Source organism: Acidisoma sp. S159, from assembly GCF_009766125.1.
In the GTDB taxonomy this organism is placed as follows: Bacteria; Pseudomonadota; Alphaproteobacteria; order Acetobacterales; family Acetobacteraceae; genus Acidisoma.
Genome location: NZ_LMUG01000059.1, coordinates 1,017,283 through 1,031,997 on the forward strand (window position 1 = coordinate 1,017,283; position 14,715 = coordinate 1,031,997).

Sequence of the window (14,715 nt, forward strand, 5' to 3'; positions counted from 1 at the left end):
GCAGCGATGCTCGAAGTCGAAGGCATCAGCCTGCATTACGGCGCGGCCGTCGCTTTGCGCGGCGTATCGGTGAAGGCGGTGGCGGGGTCCGTCACCGCCATCCTCGGCCGTAACGGTGTGGGTAAAACCAGCCTGCTCCGCGCGATTGTCGGCGCGCATCCCATCAGCAACGGAGCGATCCGCTGGGAGGGCAAGGAGATCTCCAAGCTTCCCGCGTACGAGCGCGCGAAGCGCGGCATTGCCTGGGTGCCGCAGGGCCGCGACATTTTTCCGCTCCTGACGGTCCAGGAAAACCTGGAGACCGGCTTCGCGGTGCTCCCACGCGGCAAGCGCCGTGTGCCCGATGAGATCTTCGACCTCTTCCCCATCCTCAAGACCATGCTGAAACGACGGGGCGGCGACCTGTCAGGCGGCCAGCAGCAGCAACTCGCGATCGGACGCGCCCTGGTCATGGGGCCTCGCCTGCTGGTGCTGGACGAGCCGACGGAAGGCATTCAGCCCAGCATCATCAAAGACATCGGCCGGGTGATCGAGTTGCTGCGGGGACGCGGCGACATGGCGATCCTGCTGGTCGAGCAATATTACGACTTCGCGCACGAACTCGCGCAGACGCTCGCCGTGATGGATCGGGGTGTGGTTGTGGTCGCTGGCGCCCGCGATGACTTGGACAAGGAAGATGTCCGCCGGCACCTGTCGGTCTGAGCGACCGGGCGGGTCGCTCGCCGGGCGAGCCTTTAGGAGGAACCTCCGGGCGGTGTCGAGGGGTTCGCTGAAGTTGTCGGACGAGCTGGCACCGACGGCGCTTGGGCGGACGCGTTGCCTCGATCCCAGCCCTTCGCCCAGTCGAGCAGCGCCTTCGGAGGCTTCTCCACAGGTTGTGTCGGGTAAACCGAGGGGCTCGATCCGCTGTCACTATCCGGAACGGGCTGCACCACGCCCGGATTTGGACCAGGGTTCACGGAGACGTGATGGGTGAGGGCGCTGACATGCTTGGTCGGGAGGCTGATGGCGGTCGCGGCCAGCGCGGGCTTGTGAGTGCTCAAGGCCGACTGGAGACTAGGCCAAGCGACGCCGGCCGCGGCGGCAACCGACAAGAACAGACCGCAAGCGATCGCTCCCATATAAACTCGCGTCAGGGCAACTCGCCGCTGGGCGGCATTCCGTCTCGCCTGTTCCAGCGTTTGCGGGCGCTCCCTGGGCTGCTCCCGGACGGGCGGTGGCGGCGCCTCGGCGGAGCCCGGAGCGTCGTAGCCGGCATGCGAGAAAATATCCTTCAGCCAGCCGGCATTCTTCTCATCGGTGGCGGTGAGACCCGTCCAGAGGATTACAGCGTTGTGGCTCGGCGAAACTTGGCTCGCTGCGGATTTCAGGCCACCAGCCTCTGTTGTCGCAAGCCTTTCGGCTGCGACCTCAATGACTTTGGCAACTGGTCGTTCTCCGGCAGACGGCACTCGCACCTCCTCGACGGCCACGGCCGTCACTATCATGGTAACTATCTAAACCCTGTAGAATTCCGTTTCAGGCGGCTCTTTGACGGAGGGAAGCGTCAAATATCAACCAATTTGTGTATCGAGACACCTGTATCGATACACAATCACCTCAATATCTTGTGACTCGTCACTGTTGATTATCCGCCGGGATCGATGGCGGCGGCACAACCATTGGTAGGTGTTGCCGCCGCGTGGCCGACGACCGGCACGACATCGAGCGCGGCGGAGGTTACACGGCACGGCGCGGCAAACAGACCGCAACCGGACAAGGCAAGAAGGCCGAGAAGAAGCGAAGCGCGAACCATCGCCGCTATCTTACTCCTTCCGCCTTCGATGGAGAAGGTCGGGGCGGCGATGGAGCCGAGCAGGCAATGCAGCCCGCCCGGCTGGAAGGGCGCTGCTAGGCCGCGACCTGATCGAGGAAGCCCGTGACGCTCAGCAGACGTCCCTGCTCATCCACCACCGCGAAGTCGGTTCCCTGTGCGATGCAGGGTCCGTTCTGTGCCCCAAGCCGCCATGAAAAGCGAATTCGGTCAGCATGTCCGTCAGGTTGTCCGATCAAGGTAAAAGCGTGACCGGGGAAACGCTCCTGCACGGCGGAGATCAGGCCCGAAATTTCTTCGCGGCCTTCGCCACGCATGAGCGGGTCTATGTAGTTGGCGTTCTCGGCCCATCCATTAGCGATGAGCGTGTGTCGCCGTATGGTGTCCGCTTCATTCCAGGTTTCAATGTAACGATTCGCGATGGTCGCTGCGTCGGTCATAGAGAAAATCCTTTGATGAACCGGGAAAGTCCGGCGGCAGGATGATCGCCACGGAGATGCGGCGCGTCGATTACCTCGCTGGTCGTAGAATATCGTTTTGCGATAAAGTCGTTCGCGCTCGAAGCGTTTTTTAGCGCGCGCCGGGTTGAGGCTGATTCAGGCGCTGAAGTCGCTCCACTGTTGCGCCATCCGCCGGATAAAAGGCTTCGATCGCCAGTTCGGACAATGTTACCTCAGTCGGTGTTCCGAACACCGTTGTCGTCGAGATGAGCGACAACCGGCCCTGCGCTGTATCAAGTTCCAAAGGTATCGCGATTTCGTCCTTGAATGGCTCGACCACGGTTCGATCCCTCCCGTCCGGAGCAAGATCCGACAACTCGGTGAGCAGAGCGGCCAGAATCGGATCAGCGCTCGCGATCACCTGTCGTCTTAGGCGCCCCAGCACATGAGCACGCCACTGTTGAAGATTTGCGATGGCACGGGCGAGGCCGCCAGGATGAAGGCTCAAACGAAGCACGTTGACGGGCGCGCGCAAAAGCGCCGCGTCGCGCACGCCAGCCAGCAAAGGCGCCACCGCTTCATTTGCCGCCACCATTGTCCAGTGCCGGTCAACGGCCAGGGCAGGGTGCGGCACATGAGCGCGCAGGATCGCCTCCACCACACCCCGCGCGGCGGCTAGCGCCGGGTCGTCCAGCGGTCGATCCGAGAAGCGAGGCGCGAAACCGGCGGCAAGTAGCAGCATGTTGCGCTCGCGAAGAGGCACTTCGAGTTGCTCGGCGAGATGGAGCACCATGTCGCGGCTTGGCGCGGCGCGGCCACTCTCGACGAAGCTCAGGTGGCGCTGGGAGATGCCCGCGTCCAAGGCGAGATCGAGCTGGCTCAGCCGGCGCCGCAGCCGCCAGTTCCGAAGCTGGGCGCCGATCGGCGCGACGGAACCGGCTCTCGATGGCATCGCGATGAGTGTCATCCTGTCGGTCTACCACCTCGGTCAGGAGCGACCGATGACCTGGGAGGTAATCGGTCCCGCCGTTTCCGGATTGCTCAACCGACGGTTCCGTGGTGACCCCTGATGCACTACCGTCTGTTCGACAACCGGCGCCACGGTGCTATCAAGGGTGAAACAAAGCCGTGATGTCAATCGAGTAGGGTGGCGCGGAAATGGAAAAGAATCGAGAGTCATCGATCGGGAAGCTGATCACCCGCGTCGCTTTGCTCGGAGGCATCGCTCTCTTGGCGGTGGCAATCGGCAATCCAGTTTGGGCCCAAAAGTCGAATAGTGGCGTCGGTATTGGTCCCAGCGCTTCGCTTTCGACGACCGCGCCGCAAGCTTCGCCATTCGATGACTTTCCCCAGCCCGAACATTTATTTGGTGACTGGGGTGGCATCCGCACGGATCTCGGCAAGCTCGGGATCAATGTCATGTTCAACTACACGTCGGAATCCGCCGGGAATGTGAGTGGCGGCAAGCAACGGGATTTCGGCTCCGCCTATCAGCTCGGGCTCGAGATCGATATCGACTGGCAGAAGTTAGCCGGTATCCAGGGCTTCGCGACCCATACTGTTTTCGTCAATCGCGGCGGCAGCAACGCCAGCGAGGGCTTCGGTGACAATTTGATGCCTGCGCAGGAGATTTATGGCGCCGGCGGCGATGTCGCTGTTCACCTCGTCTATGTTTATGGCGAAGAGACGCTGTTCAATGGCCGCCTCGACATCGCCGCGGGAGTGATGCCGGTTGGCAATGATTTCGCTGCCTCGCCGCTCAACTGCAATTTCATGAACAACGGGCTTTGCGGCAATCCGAAGGAGCTATCCGGCGGCGATCTCGGCTTCAGCGCCTGGCCGGACGCAACGATCGGCGGCCGGATCCGGGGGCGGCCGACCGAGGATACCTATGTGCAAATCGGCCTCTATGGCGTCGATCCTTTCCTTTATAGTGACGTTTTCGACCGCACCGGCTTCGATATCGATCCCTCCCGCTACAGCGGCGTCGAAGTGCCCGTCGAACTGGCCTGGGAGCCGAAATTCGGCAAAAGCGGTTTGATCGGTCACTACAAGGTCGGCTTTGGCTACGACAGTTCGCCCTACACGCAATTCGTCGACGCGAACGGCAATCCGCCAGCACCGCCTGCCGCGCCAGCCCTGACCGGCAGCGGCAAGTTTCAGTTCTGGGCATTGGCGGACCAGATGTTGATCCGCCAGGGGGACGGGGACACCGCCGGCCTGATCGCCTTGGCAGGCTATATCCACAGTAATCCGGGCGCCAATGTCTATCACGACGAAGCCTTCGCCGGTTTCGTCGATGGAGGCTTCTGGAAAGCCCGGCCGCTCGATACGATCGGGCTGCTCTTCACCTACCAGACCGTCAGCAACCAGCTCACGAGCGCGCAGCAGCAGGAACAGGAATTTGGTTTAGCCTTCAGCAACAACGCGACCGGTGTGCAAACCCACGAGGAGATACTGGAAGCGAATTACGACATCCACGTCTTTCGCGGCGTAAATTTCGAGCCCGACTTCCAATACATTTTCCACCCGAACGCTCAGGACAACCTGCAGAACGCCGCGGTCTTCGGTTTCAAAACCCACATCGAGTTCTGACGAAGCTTGACGAGGTTTGACGCGAGGCGCTTGCGTAAACCTCACATCTGCGGGGCAACCTTCGCGAGCGCACCATGGATTTGCGCCACAACCGCCGCGCCTTCCCCTACGGCGGCGGCCACGCGTTTGGTCGAACCCGCGCGTACATCGCCGATCGCGAAGACGCCTCGCAAATTGGTTTCGAGGAGCTGAGCCGTTCGCCCCTCGGCATCCACACCCGCTCCGGTGATGACAAAGCCTTTGCCGTCGACGGCGACGCAGCCCCTCAGCCAACCGCCGTTCGGCTCGGCGCCAATGAAGAGGAAGAGGTGACGGAGCGGTCGTGTCTGCGTGACGCCACTGCTCCGGCTGCGGCACATCACCGCAGTTAAGCCCGAGGTACGATCTCCCTCCAGGCCGATCACCTCGGTCTCGCTATGCAGCTCCACATTGGGAAGAGCTGAGATCCGGTCGATCAGGTAGCGCGACATAGAGGATTCGAGGCTCTTCCCTCGTATGATGAGATGCAGCCGCTTTACCTTCGGCGCCAGGAACACCACGGCCTGCCCGGCGGAATTGCCGCCGCCAACCAGGGCCACTTCCCCACCTTCGCAAAGCCTGGCTTCCACCGGCGACGCCCAGTAAGAGACGCCCGCCCCGTCGAAGGTCGCGAGGTTGGCAATATCGGGCCGTCTGTAGCGCGCACCGGAGGCCACGACGACGATGTGGGCGCGGACCGCCTGCCCATTCGACAGTTCCAGGCGCAGAGGCTCGTCGGGCCGCTGCTCGCGGTGACTGCAATCGAGACGCGTCACTTCCAGCGGAATGGCCAGCTGCGCGCCGAACTTCTGCGCCTGGCTAAAAGCCCGCCCCGCCAGCGCCTGGCCCGAGATGCCGGTAGGAAAGCCCAGGTAATTCTCGATCCGCGCCGATGCGCCCGCCTGGCCGCCGAAAGCCCGCTGATCGAAGACGAGAACCGACAAGCCTTCGGACGCACCATAGACCGCGGTGGCGAGGCCCGCGGGACCGGCGCCGACGACCGCCACGTCGTAGATTGTGTTCGGATCGAGCTCAGGAGTGATGCCCAGACAAACGCCGGCCTCCGCGTCGGTCGGCCGCTTCAGCACGGTGCCGTTCGCGCAGACCATCAGGGGGAGATCCTGCGGCAGGACGCCCAACCGCTCGACAAGGGCACGACCCTCGGGCGTGCCCGCTGCATCCACCACCAAGTGGGGGTAGCCGTTGCGCGCCAGGAAACCTTGGAGCCGCACAAGGTCGGGGGCACCCGGAATGCCGACGAGCACTGAACCCGAGCCACCTGCCTCGATCAAAGCGACGCGGCGCAGGATGAAGGCGCGCATGATGATCTCGCCGATTTCCGCGGAGCCGATGACGAGCGCGCGAAGATGGGCGGCATCGAAAGGCAAAGCGGTGCAGCCCTGCGGCCCGGCTCGCCCAGTGGCCAGCGCTCCCTGGCCGGCTAGTTGGCTCAATTCGCCCGTGAACTGGCCGACACTCTCGGTGGTGACCAATGCCTCGCGGTCGAGACCGTCCCGCCGCACTATGTCGATCGTCCCTTCCAACACGAGCCAGGCGGAGCTGTGATGCTCGCCAAACCCGTAGACGACTTGGCCGGGCGCGAAAGCTGTCGGCGCGGCACTGGCGAAACGCTTGGCCGTCTCGACCTGGGCGGGGTCGAGCGTGGGGAACATCTGATGGTGCCGGGTCTCGAAAGTGGTCATCGACAAACCCTAACGCGGTGGTCCACGAGCCGATAGGTCCCGGCGGGGCGGGGACCACTCGGCGGCGCCGTCGTCACCGATGGCCGAGCACGCGTCCACGTTTGATCACGATGCGACCGCCGGACCGCCCGGCAACTGCCTCGGGAACAGAACCGGCATCGAGAGCGACGAGATCGGCTCGCGCGCCCGGGGCCAGCCCGTAGTCGGTGCCCAGCCCCAAAGCGCGCGCCGGTAGCGCCGTCGCCATGGCGAAGGTGTGGCAGAGGTCCGAATCCGCCATCATGCCCTGGCGGTAGCCGATGAGCATTGCCCGCTCCAGCATGTCACCGTTGCCATAGGGGGACCAGGCGTCGCGGATATTGTCGGAGCCCGCGAAGACCAGCACGCCCGCGTCGCGCAGGCGACCCACTGGCGGCATCGGCGCGGCGCCCGGCTCGTTCGTCATGATCGCGACCTCGGCTCGGGCGAGAGCTTCGGCGGTGGCGCCAAAGACCGCGGGCTCGACCTCGCCCAGCGCGAAGGCATGGGCAACGGCCACGCGACCCTGCAAGCCGCTCGCCATTGTTCGTGATGCGATGTCGCGCAACTCGAAGCAGCCGAGCGCGCCGGGGTCGTGCAGGTGGATATCGATCCCGACACCACGCCGCTCCGCAATGCCGAAGACGATATCGAGATGCGCCGTGATGTCGCCATCGATACCGGCTGGATCAAGACCACCAACGAGATCCGCGCCAGTCGCCACAGCCTCGTCGAGCAACTCAGCCGTGCCAGCATCACGTAAAATGCCATTTTGCGGGAAGGCGACGATCTGGATGTCCATGACATCGCGGACGGCCTCGCGCACGCTCAGCAGCGCGTGGAGGTTGGACAGTCCGTAGTCGGTGTCGATGTCGACATGGCTGCGCAAAGCGATCGTGCCGAAGCGAGACACCTGCGCCACCAAAACATGGGCGCGCGCTTCCACTGAAATCGGCAGGTGGCGCAGCAAGGCTTTTTCAGCGGCGATCCGCTCGGCAATGCTGTCGCCTGGCCGATGCGGCTGGAAAGGTAATCCGAGCAATGTCTTGTCGAGATGGATGTGACCATCGACGAAGCCTGGCACGAGCAGCCTGCCGCAAAGGTCCAACCGGTCCTGCGCTTCAGGCGCGCTTGTGGCAGGCGATATGGCGGCGATGCGCCCATCGAGAAGGTCGATATCCACCAGCCGCCCGTCGGCAAGGCGAGCATTGGTCAAGCTGCGAGGTTGCGTCACGCGACAAGCCCGACGCGTCTCGCGGCGACGTGGCGATAGAGGGTGTCACCGGTGCGGCGCCACTCCTCGAAGGCCGAAAAGACCAGACTGGGATCGTGCTCGTCATCTGAAGCGACGGCAGTGGCCTTGATCTCTGACCAGCCGGGGCAGGGTGCTTGCCGCCAATCCGCGAGCTGTTCTACCAAGGGTGGCGTCGGAAATCCCATCTTCGGCATGAGGGCGGCAATAGCCACCCAGAAATGCCGCAGCAACGGCGCCATATCTGGCGCGACAGGTTGCAGAAGTCGTAGCCAGTGACAACCGGTGACGGCATGCAGCGCCTCGAAGCTCATCGTGCCGGCGAAAAGAGCGAGCGATGTCGCGGCCATCCGATCGAGTGTTTCGCCGTCGATGGTGAGCCAATCAACGACTCCCGCAAACGAGGGCATCGCCGCGACAGCCCGCATATTGTGCCAGACGAGATCGCTTTCCGGCATGGCATCGCATAGTCCCGGTAGAGCTGCGGCGCGCAGTAGCACCTCGGCCGGATCCGAGGTGAGACCGCTGGTTGCTCCGGGCGGACAAAGCGGCAGATAGGTCGCGGCCCAGAAGCCGAGGGCGATGCCGATTTCCTCCTCGTCATCCTCCAGCACGCCATAGGCGAGGCGCATCAGGGGATGGAAGGCGCTCGCGCCTATTCCAGGGGCAAGCGCGGGGAGAGCGGCGCGGATCGTCACCTTTCCGCCAGTTCGCGCGACCTGCTGGACAAAGAACGCCCGCAGATCCGTCTCTCTCGCCCGCTGGCCCAGCAGCGACATCCACTGATCGCCGGTGACTGGCCGCATCGGCGGTGGCGGCGGATGCAGTCCGCTACTGTCCCGATAGACACGATCGAACTGGCGGAGCCGGTCCGGTGTCGCGCCGAGCCGCTCGAGCGCCACCAGGATCATCGGCAGGTGATTGGCCATCAGGGGCGGAAATTCCGCGCTATCGCGGCGCGCCTCTGCCTTCAAATTGGTCACAATTGCATTCATGGCGACAGGATGCCCGCCAAGCCGGCAGCATTCAACCTTGCGGTGGTCTTTTCGCTTCCCGTAAGGTCTGAGGGGTCCGGAGCGGTGGAATTTAGGATGAGCATGAAGCGCAGAACCCTCCTGGCGACGGGTATCGGAACCGCGGCGGCCATGACATGGAGCCGACGCGGCTGGAGCCAGAGCAAGCCTTTCGACGGCATGACGCTGCGTCTCGCCTGCGTCAACGACCAGTATTCACCGGGGATCAAGACGCTCGCTGAGCGATTCAAACAGGAAAGCGGCGTCACCATACTGGTCGACATCCTCGGCTACGGAGAACTCCAGACCAAGATCACCACGGATTACGTCGGACACACCAAGGGCTACGACCTCGCGACCACCGATAATGTTTGGGCGCCGCAACTCGCGGAGGCCGGCTATACCGTCACGCTAAACGATTGGATGAAGCATGACGCGGAGGAGATGAAGCTCGACGACATCTATCCCGTGTTGTTCCCGGCGCTGGGCAATTATGATGGCAAGCAAGTCGCGTTTCCGCTCGCCGGCTACGCGAATGTACTTGCCTATCGCAAGGATCTTTATAAGGCCGCCAATCTGCAACCGCCCGCCACCATGCAGGCGCTTGTGTCGGCGGCGTATAAGCTTACCGACAAGTCCCGGAATCAATACGGCTGGGTTGCAAACGGCCAAAAGGGCGCGGCCTGTGCGCAGGACTGGATGCAATATCTCGCCGAGGTCGGCGGTGTGCTGGTGCAGGACGGCAAACCGACACTCGATGCCGCGCCGAATGTGAAAAGTCTGACGACGTATCGCGACCTCTTCCAGAAGGCGGCGCCGCCCGGCGCTGTCAATTGGGATTGGGATGGCCGCGAGGCGAGCTTTCGCAACGGGCTTGCCGCGAATATGCAAACATGGTCGGTCGGCGCGCTCGGTTATTTCGATCCGACGCAGTCCAAAGTGACCGAAACCGCGGCGCTGATGGTGACCCCGACCGCGACCGGCATGAAGCCACGCTACGGCATCGGCGGATGGGGCATCGCGATCAACGCGGATATCGAGGACCGGCGGAAGGAAGCCGCCTGGGCTTACATCAAATGGATCACCAGTCCCGAGATCCACAAGGCGCTCAACCTCCTCAACGCTGGCAGCTTCTTACGCAAAAGCGAAATCCACGACCCACAGTTGAACCAGAAGTATCCGTTTCTCCCGGTGATCGATGAGAGCTTCACCCATGGCGATCCGGACTTCCGGCCACGCGTTCCGCAGTATCCTCAGATTCAGGATATTCTGGGAACGGCGGTCAATTCCGCATTGGTCGGGGCGTCGTCACCGCAGGATGCTCTGAGCGCGGCACAGACACAGGCGCTCCGCTATTTCTGATCCCCGTTCGACGGGGTATTGCCGAGCATGAGCTTCCGCCTGACGCCGCTTCAGCGGCGATCGATCTTCCTATGTCTGATGGCGGCGCCAGCCGCGATCCATGTCGCGGTTTTCGCGCTTTACCCCATCCTGCGCGGCATGGGGTTCAGCCTGTTTCAGATGAACCTGATGCAGCCGTGGATCCACCATTTCGTCGGCTTGCGAAATTATACCGACGCTCTCACCGATCCCACCGTTCGCCGGTCCCTTGTGGTGACGATAATCTTCACCGTGGGATGCGTCGCGGCCGAATTGGTTTGCGGGCTTTGCCTCGCGCTGCTGCTGTGGCGGGACAGCGCCTTCAACCGATTTGCCACCACTTTGATGCTGGTGCCGATCACCGTCACGCCAATCGTTGTCGGGCTCATCTTCAGGGCGCTGCTCGATCCCAGCTTCGGACTGATCGGCTATTGGCTTCTGCAAGCCGGTCTCGCGCCGCCGCAAGGTCTGCTTGGCGACACCCATACGGCGCTGGCGACGATGATGGGGATCGATGTCTGGGAGTGGACGCCGCTGGTGGCGCTGATCCTGCTGGCGGCGCTGAAGGCGCTGCCCGCGGATATCCTCGACGCGGCCGAAATCGACGGCGCGGGTGGCACCAGGCGTCTCACGCGCATCATCCTGCCGATGCTGCTGCCGTCCCTGTTCCTTGTGCTCGCGCTGCGTTTCACCGACGTTTTCAGAACCTACGACATCGTTTTCGCCGCGACAGCCGGAGGCCCCGGCGACAGCACAAACCTTCTGATGCTCCTCGCCGCCAAAGAAGGACTGACCTTCTTCGATATCGGCTATGGCTCAGCCATTTCCATCCTGATGACCCTGTGCATCGTCTTGATGGTGGCGCTGCTCATTGTGACCCTGCGTTCGCTGGACCGGCGGATGAACCAGGCATGAGCCGCCGCCTTTCCCGCCCCACGTTGGTCGCCCAGCGCTCCGCGGTGATAATTGCGCTGGTCGTTTTTCTGGCACCTGTGCTGTGGCTCGCCTTGACCGCCTACGAGCCTTCGAGGGCAATACAATCCACGCCGCCGCTACCGTGGTTCGTTCCAGGTCTCGCGAACTTCGTCATCATCGCGCAGCAATTCGATTTGGCGAAACTGACACTCGGCAGCGCGGTGATCAGCGCCGGATCGACGCTGCTCTCGCTGCTGCTGGGCATCCCTTGCGGTTACGCATTGGCCCGCGCGCGGCATCGCGGCGCCATTATCCTCGCCTATGTGTTTCTCGCGATCCGTGGCGTTCCCACCGTTGTCACACTCATCCCGTTTTACCTTTTCATGCGGCAAATCCATCTGCTCGGGACCTGGTGGGCGGTGATCTTGATGAACGCCACGCTCAGCACGGCTTTCGTGGCCTGGATGATGTACACCGCCTTCCGCACGGTCCCGACCGAGATCGAGGATGCGGCCATCGTCGATGGGTGCGGCGGCTTTGGCGCCTTCTGGCGCGTGGCGCTGCCGCTTGTCCGCACCTCCGTCGTAGCCTCTGCGCTGCTCTGCATGATGTTCGCCTGGAACGATTACCTCAATCCGGCCTTCCTCACTCGCGCCGAGACGCGTCCGCTCTCGGTCGCGTTGCTGACGGCCTTTGGCGGCCCGACCACCAGCAGCTGGGGCACCTTGGGCGCCATGGCCCATATCAGCACCATCCCCATCATCCTTGTGGCACTCGTTCTGAATCGCTTCCTGGTCGCCGGCTTGATCCGCGGCGTCCACTGACAGGCGAGCCAGCCAGTCTGAAACCTTTCGAGTGATTGACCGCGGCTCAGCCACGCCCTATCGACTGCAATTGAGAGGCGTTCGCAATTATGCCCACGCACGCAGTCGCCAGGAGCCGTCTCCTATGTCCCCCAGTTTCCGCCGCAACCACTATGCGCAGTTGCCCGTGCTTGCCGCCCTCGCGGCGTTGCTGGGCGTGCCGGCCGTCATGAACACAGCCCAGGCCGCGGACGCGCCGGCCCTCATTCTCTATTCGGCGCAGCATGAGCAGGTCATCGACATGCTGACCGACGCCTTCACGAAGGAGACCGGGATCAAGGTAAAGGCCCATGAGGGCGAGGGGCCGGACATCGCCAACCAGCTCGTGCAGGAGGGTGCTTCTTCCCCGGCCGACATTTTCATGACGGAGAACTCCCCGGAACTCGTGTTGCTGGACGAGAAAGGGCTGCTGGCGCCAGTCGATGCGGGCACGCTGGCGGCCGTGCCGCGCGAGGACAGCGCGCCGAGCGGTGATTGGGTTGGCGTGCTGGCACGCGAGAACGTGCTGACCTTCAACCCAGCGCTGATTAAGGAAGACGCATTGCCGGTGTCGATGCTGGATCTCGTCAAACCGGAATGGAAGGGCAAGATCGCCATCGCCCCCAGCGACAGCGACTTCCTGCCGCTGGTCAGCGCCGTGCTGGCCGAGAAGGGGCACGATGCGACACTCGCCTGGCTCAAGGGGCTCAAGGCAAATGCGCAGATCTTCGATGACGATGAGGGCGTGGTCGCCGCCGTCGATCGCGGCTCGGTCGCAACGGGGATCATCAACAGCTACTATTGGGCTCGCCTTCTGACCGAGCAGGGCGCTGCAAAGACGCATGCGAAGGTCTATCACTTCACCAATGGCGATGCGGGAGCGCTGGTGAATATCTCGGGCGCGGGCATCCTCGCGTCGTCCAAGAACAAGGAAGCGGCGCAGAGGTTCCTTGCCTTCCTGGTCGCCAAGCCGACCCAGACGATGCTGGCGCAATCCGATGTCGACTTCGAGTACCCGCTAGCCGCCGGCGTGGCCGTGAACTCGCTGATGAAGCCTCGTGCCGACCTTCAGCCGCCCGCGATCTCCCTGACCAAGCTTGGGGATGACCAGCCAGCGGCGAAGCTGCTGCGCGAGGCAGGCTTGATCTGAGTCCCCAATCGGCTCGCGGATGAGCTGGACATCCACGCGCCGCCCGCCCGCTGCCCTGGTCGCGGCGGCGACGGTTGCGGGGCTTCTGGTTCTGATCCCCATAGCCTGGACGGCCGGTCTGGCGGCGGGGGTCGGCCCGGCGGATGCCGCCTCCCTGCTGTTCCGCCCACTGGTCGGTGAATTGCTGCTCAACACGCTTGGGCTGATCGCGGCGACGGCGGTGGTGACGACTATCGTCGCGACTGCCGCCGCATGGTTCATCGAGCGGACGGATCTGCCTGGCCGGCGCCTTTGGGCGGTGCTGGCGGTAGTGCCGCTGGCGATCCCATCCTTCATCGCCAGCTTCGCCTGGGTCTCCATGAGCCCGGCGCTGCAGGATTTCGGCGGCGCCCTGCTCGTGGTGAGCTGTTCCTACTTCCCCCTCATCTATCTGCCGGTCGCCGCCGCCCTGCGCGGCATGGACCCTGCGCTTGAGGAGACGGCACGCGGTCTAGGCCTCGGTCCCTGGCGGAGCTTCGCGAGGGTCGTGTTGCCGCAGCTACGTCCCGCGTTGCTCGGCGGCATCCTGCTGGTGGCCTTGAACACACTGACCGAGTTCGGCGCCTTCGCGCTTCTCCGCTTCCGTACCTTCACGACCGAGATCTTCGCCATCTACCGCACAAGCTACGACAGCTCCGAAGCCGCCTTGTTCGGCATGGTGCTCATCCTGTTGTGCCTGCTGTGTTTGGCGGGCGAGCAATGGGCGAGGGGGAATGCCCGCTATGGCCGTGTCGCGCGAGGAGCGGCACGCCGTACGCCGCCTGTCGCCCTCGGCTGGTTTCGGTTGCCGGTTCTGGCCGGTTTCGCCGTTCTGGCTCTGGTAACACTTGGAGCGCCACTCGGCATGATTCTCTATTGGTGCACGCAACATAACTCCGCTGCGACCTCGGTCGCGGCGGTCAATCTACCCGCGTTGGCGAGTGCGACCTGGTCCTCGGTGAGGCTTGCGCTTGGCGGTACGGCGATCGCGATGGCGCTGGCACTGCCGCTTGGCTTTCTTGCCACGCGATATGACGGGCGGCTTATCGCGCTGCTGGAACGCACCGCTTATCTGGCTCAGGGTCTGCCCGGCATCGTGGTCGCGCTTTCGATGGTGTCGCTGACGATCACCCTGCTGCGGCCGCTCTATCAATCCGCAGCGTTGCTCATGATCGTCTATGCCATCCTGTTCCTGCCGCTGGCTCTGGTCAGCGTGCGCGCCGCATTCGGGCAGGTACAGCGCGGCTTGGAGGAGGCGAGCCGGGCCGCTGGTCTCGGATGGTTCGCGACCTCCTTGCGGGTACTGCTGCCGCTGGCGGCGCCGGGCCTGGGTGCCGCGGCGGCCATGGTCTTCGTCTCTGTGGTGACCGAGTTGACGGCGACCCTCCTGATGGCGCCGATCGGCACGCGCACGCTAGCGGTTCAGGTCTGGGCCAACACCACGACACTGGCTTTCGCCGCCGCCGCGCCTTACGCCGCGTTGATGGCAGCGCTCTCCCTTCTTTCCGCCTGGGTTCTCGCCCGACGCTTCGGCGCGGCCCACCTGCCGTGAGGGAAG

At 63.6% G+C, this 14,715-nt stretch carries 14 protein-coding genes; 7 read left to right on the forward strand and 7 right to left on the reverse strand.

All coding sequences use genetic code 11. From position 1 onward, the window contains the following. The first annotated feature begins 6 nt into the window (after nucleotides 1–6). Nucleotides 7–702 carry an urea ABC transporter ATP-binding subunit UrtE gene (gene urtE, locus GSQ92_RS21475; protein WP_158801889.1) on the forward strand — a complete coding sequence of 232 codons (696 nt, stop codon included), beginning with the start codon at nucleotides 7–9 and terminating at the stop codon, nucleotides 700–702. A 32-nt stretch (nucleotides 703–734) separates the two neighbouring features. On the opposite strand, the gene GSQ92_RS21480 is transcribed toward urtE, so the two are convergent. The 4 genes from GSQ92_RS21480 to GSQ92_RS21490 all read right to left on the reverse strand — a co-directional run bounded on the left by GSQ92_RS21480 (nucleotide 735) and on the right by GSQ92_RS21490 (nucleotide 3,220). After that, the gene (locus tag GSQ92_RS21480; protein ID WP_158801888.1) at nucleotides 735–1,487 is read right to left on the reverse strand and encodes a hypothetical protein; all 753 of its coding nucleotides are present in this window, start codon (nucleotides 1,485–1,487) and stop codon (nucleotides 735–737) included. A 140-nt stretch (nucleotides 1,488–1,627) separates the two neighbouring features. Next, the gene (locus tag GSQ92_RS29860) at nucleotides 1,628–1,795 is read right to left on the reverse strand and encodes a DUF6726 family protein (protein WP_174246628.1); all 168 of its coding nucleotides are present in this window, start codon (nucleotides 1,793–1,795) and stop codon (nucleotides 1,628–1,630) included. Nucleotides 1,796–1,890: 95 nt separating this feature from the next. Next, on the reverse strand, nucleotides 1,891–2,253 hold the full coding sequence (locus tag GSQ92_RS21485; RefSeq protein ID WP_158801887.1) for a nuclear transport factor 2 family protein: 363 nt from the start codon (nucleotides 2,251–2,253) through the stop codon (nucleotides 1,891–1,893). Nucleotides 2,254–2,383: 130 nt separating this feature from the next. Then, nucleotides 2,384–3,220, reverse strand: coding sequence for a helix-turn-helix domain-containing protein (locus GSQ92_RS21490; RefSeq protein WP_158801886.1), 837 nt, complete (start codon nucleotides 3,218–3,220; stop codon nucleotides 2,384–2,386). A gap of 191 nt (nucleotides 3,221–3,411) precedes the next feature. Here GSQ92_RS21490 and GSQ92_RS21495 point away from each other — a divergent pair, with 191 nt between their 5' ends. Then, nucleotides 3,412–4,848, forward strand: a complete 1,437-nt coding sequence (locus GSQ92_RS21495; protein WP_158801885.1) for a carbohydrate porin — start codon at nucleotides 3,412–3,414, stop codon at nucleotides 4,846–4,848. Nucleotides 4,849–4,889: 41 nt separating this feature from the next. Here the strand turns inward: GSQ92_RS21495 and GSQ92_RS21500 are convergent, their stop codons facing one another. From GSQ92_RS21500 to GSQ92_RS21510, 3 genes are all read right to left on the reverse strand, one after another. Beyond that, on the reverse strand, nucleotides 4,890–6,569 hold the full coding sequence (locus GSQ92_RS21500; protein WP_158801884.1) for a cyclic nucleotide-binding domain-containing thioredoxin-disulfide reductase: 1,680 nt from the start codon (nucleotides 6,567–6,569) through the stop codon (nucleotides 4,890–4,892). Between the two features lie 73 nt (nucleotides 6,570–6,642). After that, nucleotides 6,643–7,821 carry an amidohydrolase family protein gene (locus tag GSQ92_RS21505; RefSeq protein WP_158801883.1) on the reverse strand — a complete coding sequence of 393 codons (1,179 nt, stop codon included), beginning with the start codon at nucleotides 7,819–7,821 and terminating at the stop codon, nucleotides 6,643–6,645. Continuing rightward, nucleotides 7,818–8,822: a questin oxidase family protein gene (locus tag GSQ92_RS21510; protein ID WP_216849945.1), complete on the reverse strand. Its 1,005-nt coding sequence runs from the start codon at nucleotides 8,820–8,822 to the stop codon at nucleotides 7,818–7,820. The genes GSQ92_RS21505 and GSQ92_RS21510 overlap by 4 nt, the downstream gene beginning before the upstream one ends. Nucleotides 8,823–8,936: 114 nt before the next feature. Here GSQ92_RS21510 and GSQ92_RS21515 point away from each other — a divergent pair, with 114 nt between their 5' ends. From GSQ92_RS21515 to GSQ92_RS21535, 5 genes are all read left to right on the forward strand, one after another. Next, nucleotides 8,937–10,214: a sugar ABC transporter substrate-binding protein gene (locus GSQ92_RS21515; protein WP_216849944.1), complete on the forward strand. Its 1,278-nt coding sequence runs from the start codon at nucleotides 8,937–8,939 to the stop codon at nucleotides 10,212–10,214. A gap of 27 nt (nucleotides 10,215–10,241) precedes the next feature. Continuing rightward, entirely contained in the window at nucleotides 10,242–11,147 is a 906-nt protein-coding gene (locus GSQ92_RS21520) for a carbohydrate ABC transporter permease (RefSeq protein WP_158801880.1), read from the forward strand. After that, nucleotides 11,144–11,971: a carbohydrate ABC transporter permease gene (locus tag GSQ92_RS21525; RefSeq protein ID WP_158801879.1), complete on the forward strand. Its 828-nt coding sequence runs from the start codon at nucleotides 11,144–11,146 to the stop codon at nucleotides 11,969–11,971. The genes GSQ92_RS21520 and GSQ92_RS21525 overlap by 4 nt, the downstream gene beginning before the upstream one ends. A gap of 124 nt (nucleotides 11,972–12,095) precedes the next feature. Further along, on the forward strand, nucleotides 12,096–13,139 hold the full coding sequence (locus GSQ92_RS21530; protein WP_158801878.1) for an iron ABC transporter substrate-binding protein: 1,044 nt from the start codon (nucleotides 12,096–12,098) through the stop codon (nucleotides 13,137–13,139). Nucleotides 13,140–13,158: 19 nt separating this feature from the next. Next, nucleotides 13,159–14,709 carry an iron ABC transporter permease gene (locus tag GSQ92_RS21535; RefSeq protein WP_158801877.1) on the forward strand — a complete coding sequence of 517 codons (1,551 nt, stop codon included), beginning with the start codon at nucleotides 13,159–13,161 and terminating at the stop codon, nucleotides 14,707–14,709. Nucleotides 14,710–14,715: the final 6 nt, after the last annotated feature.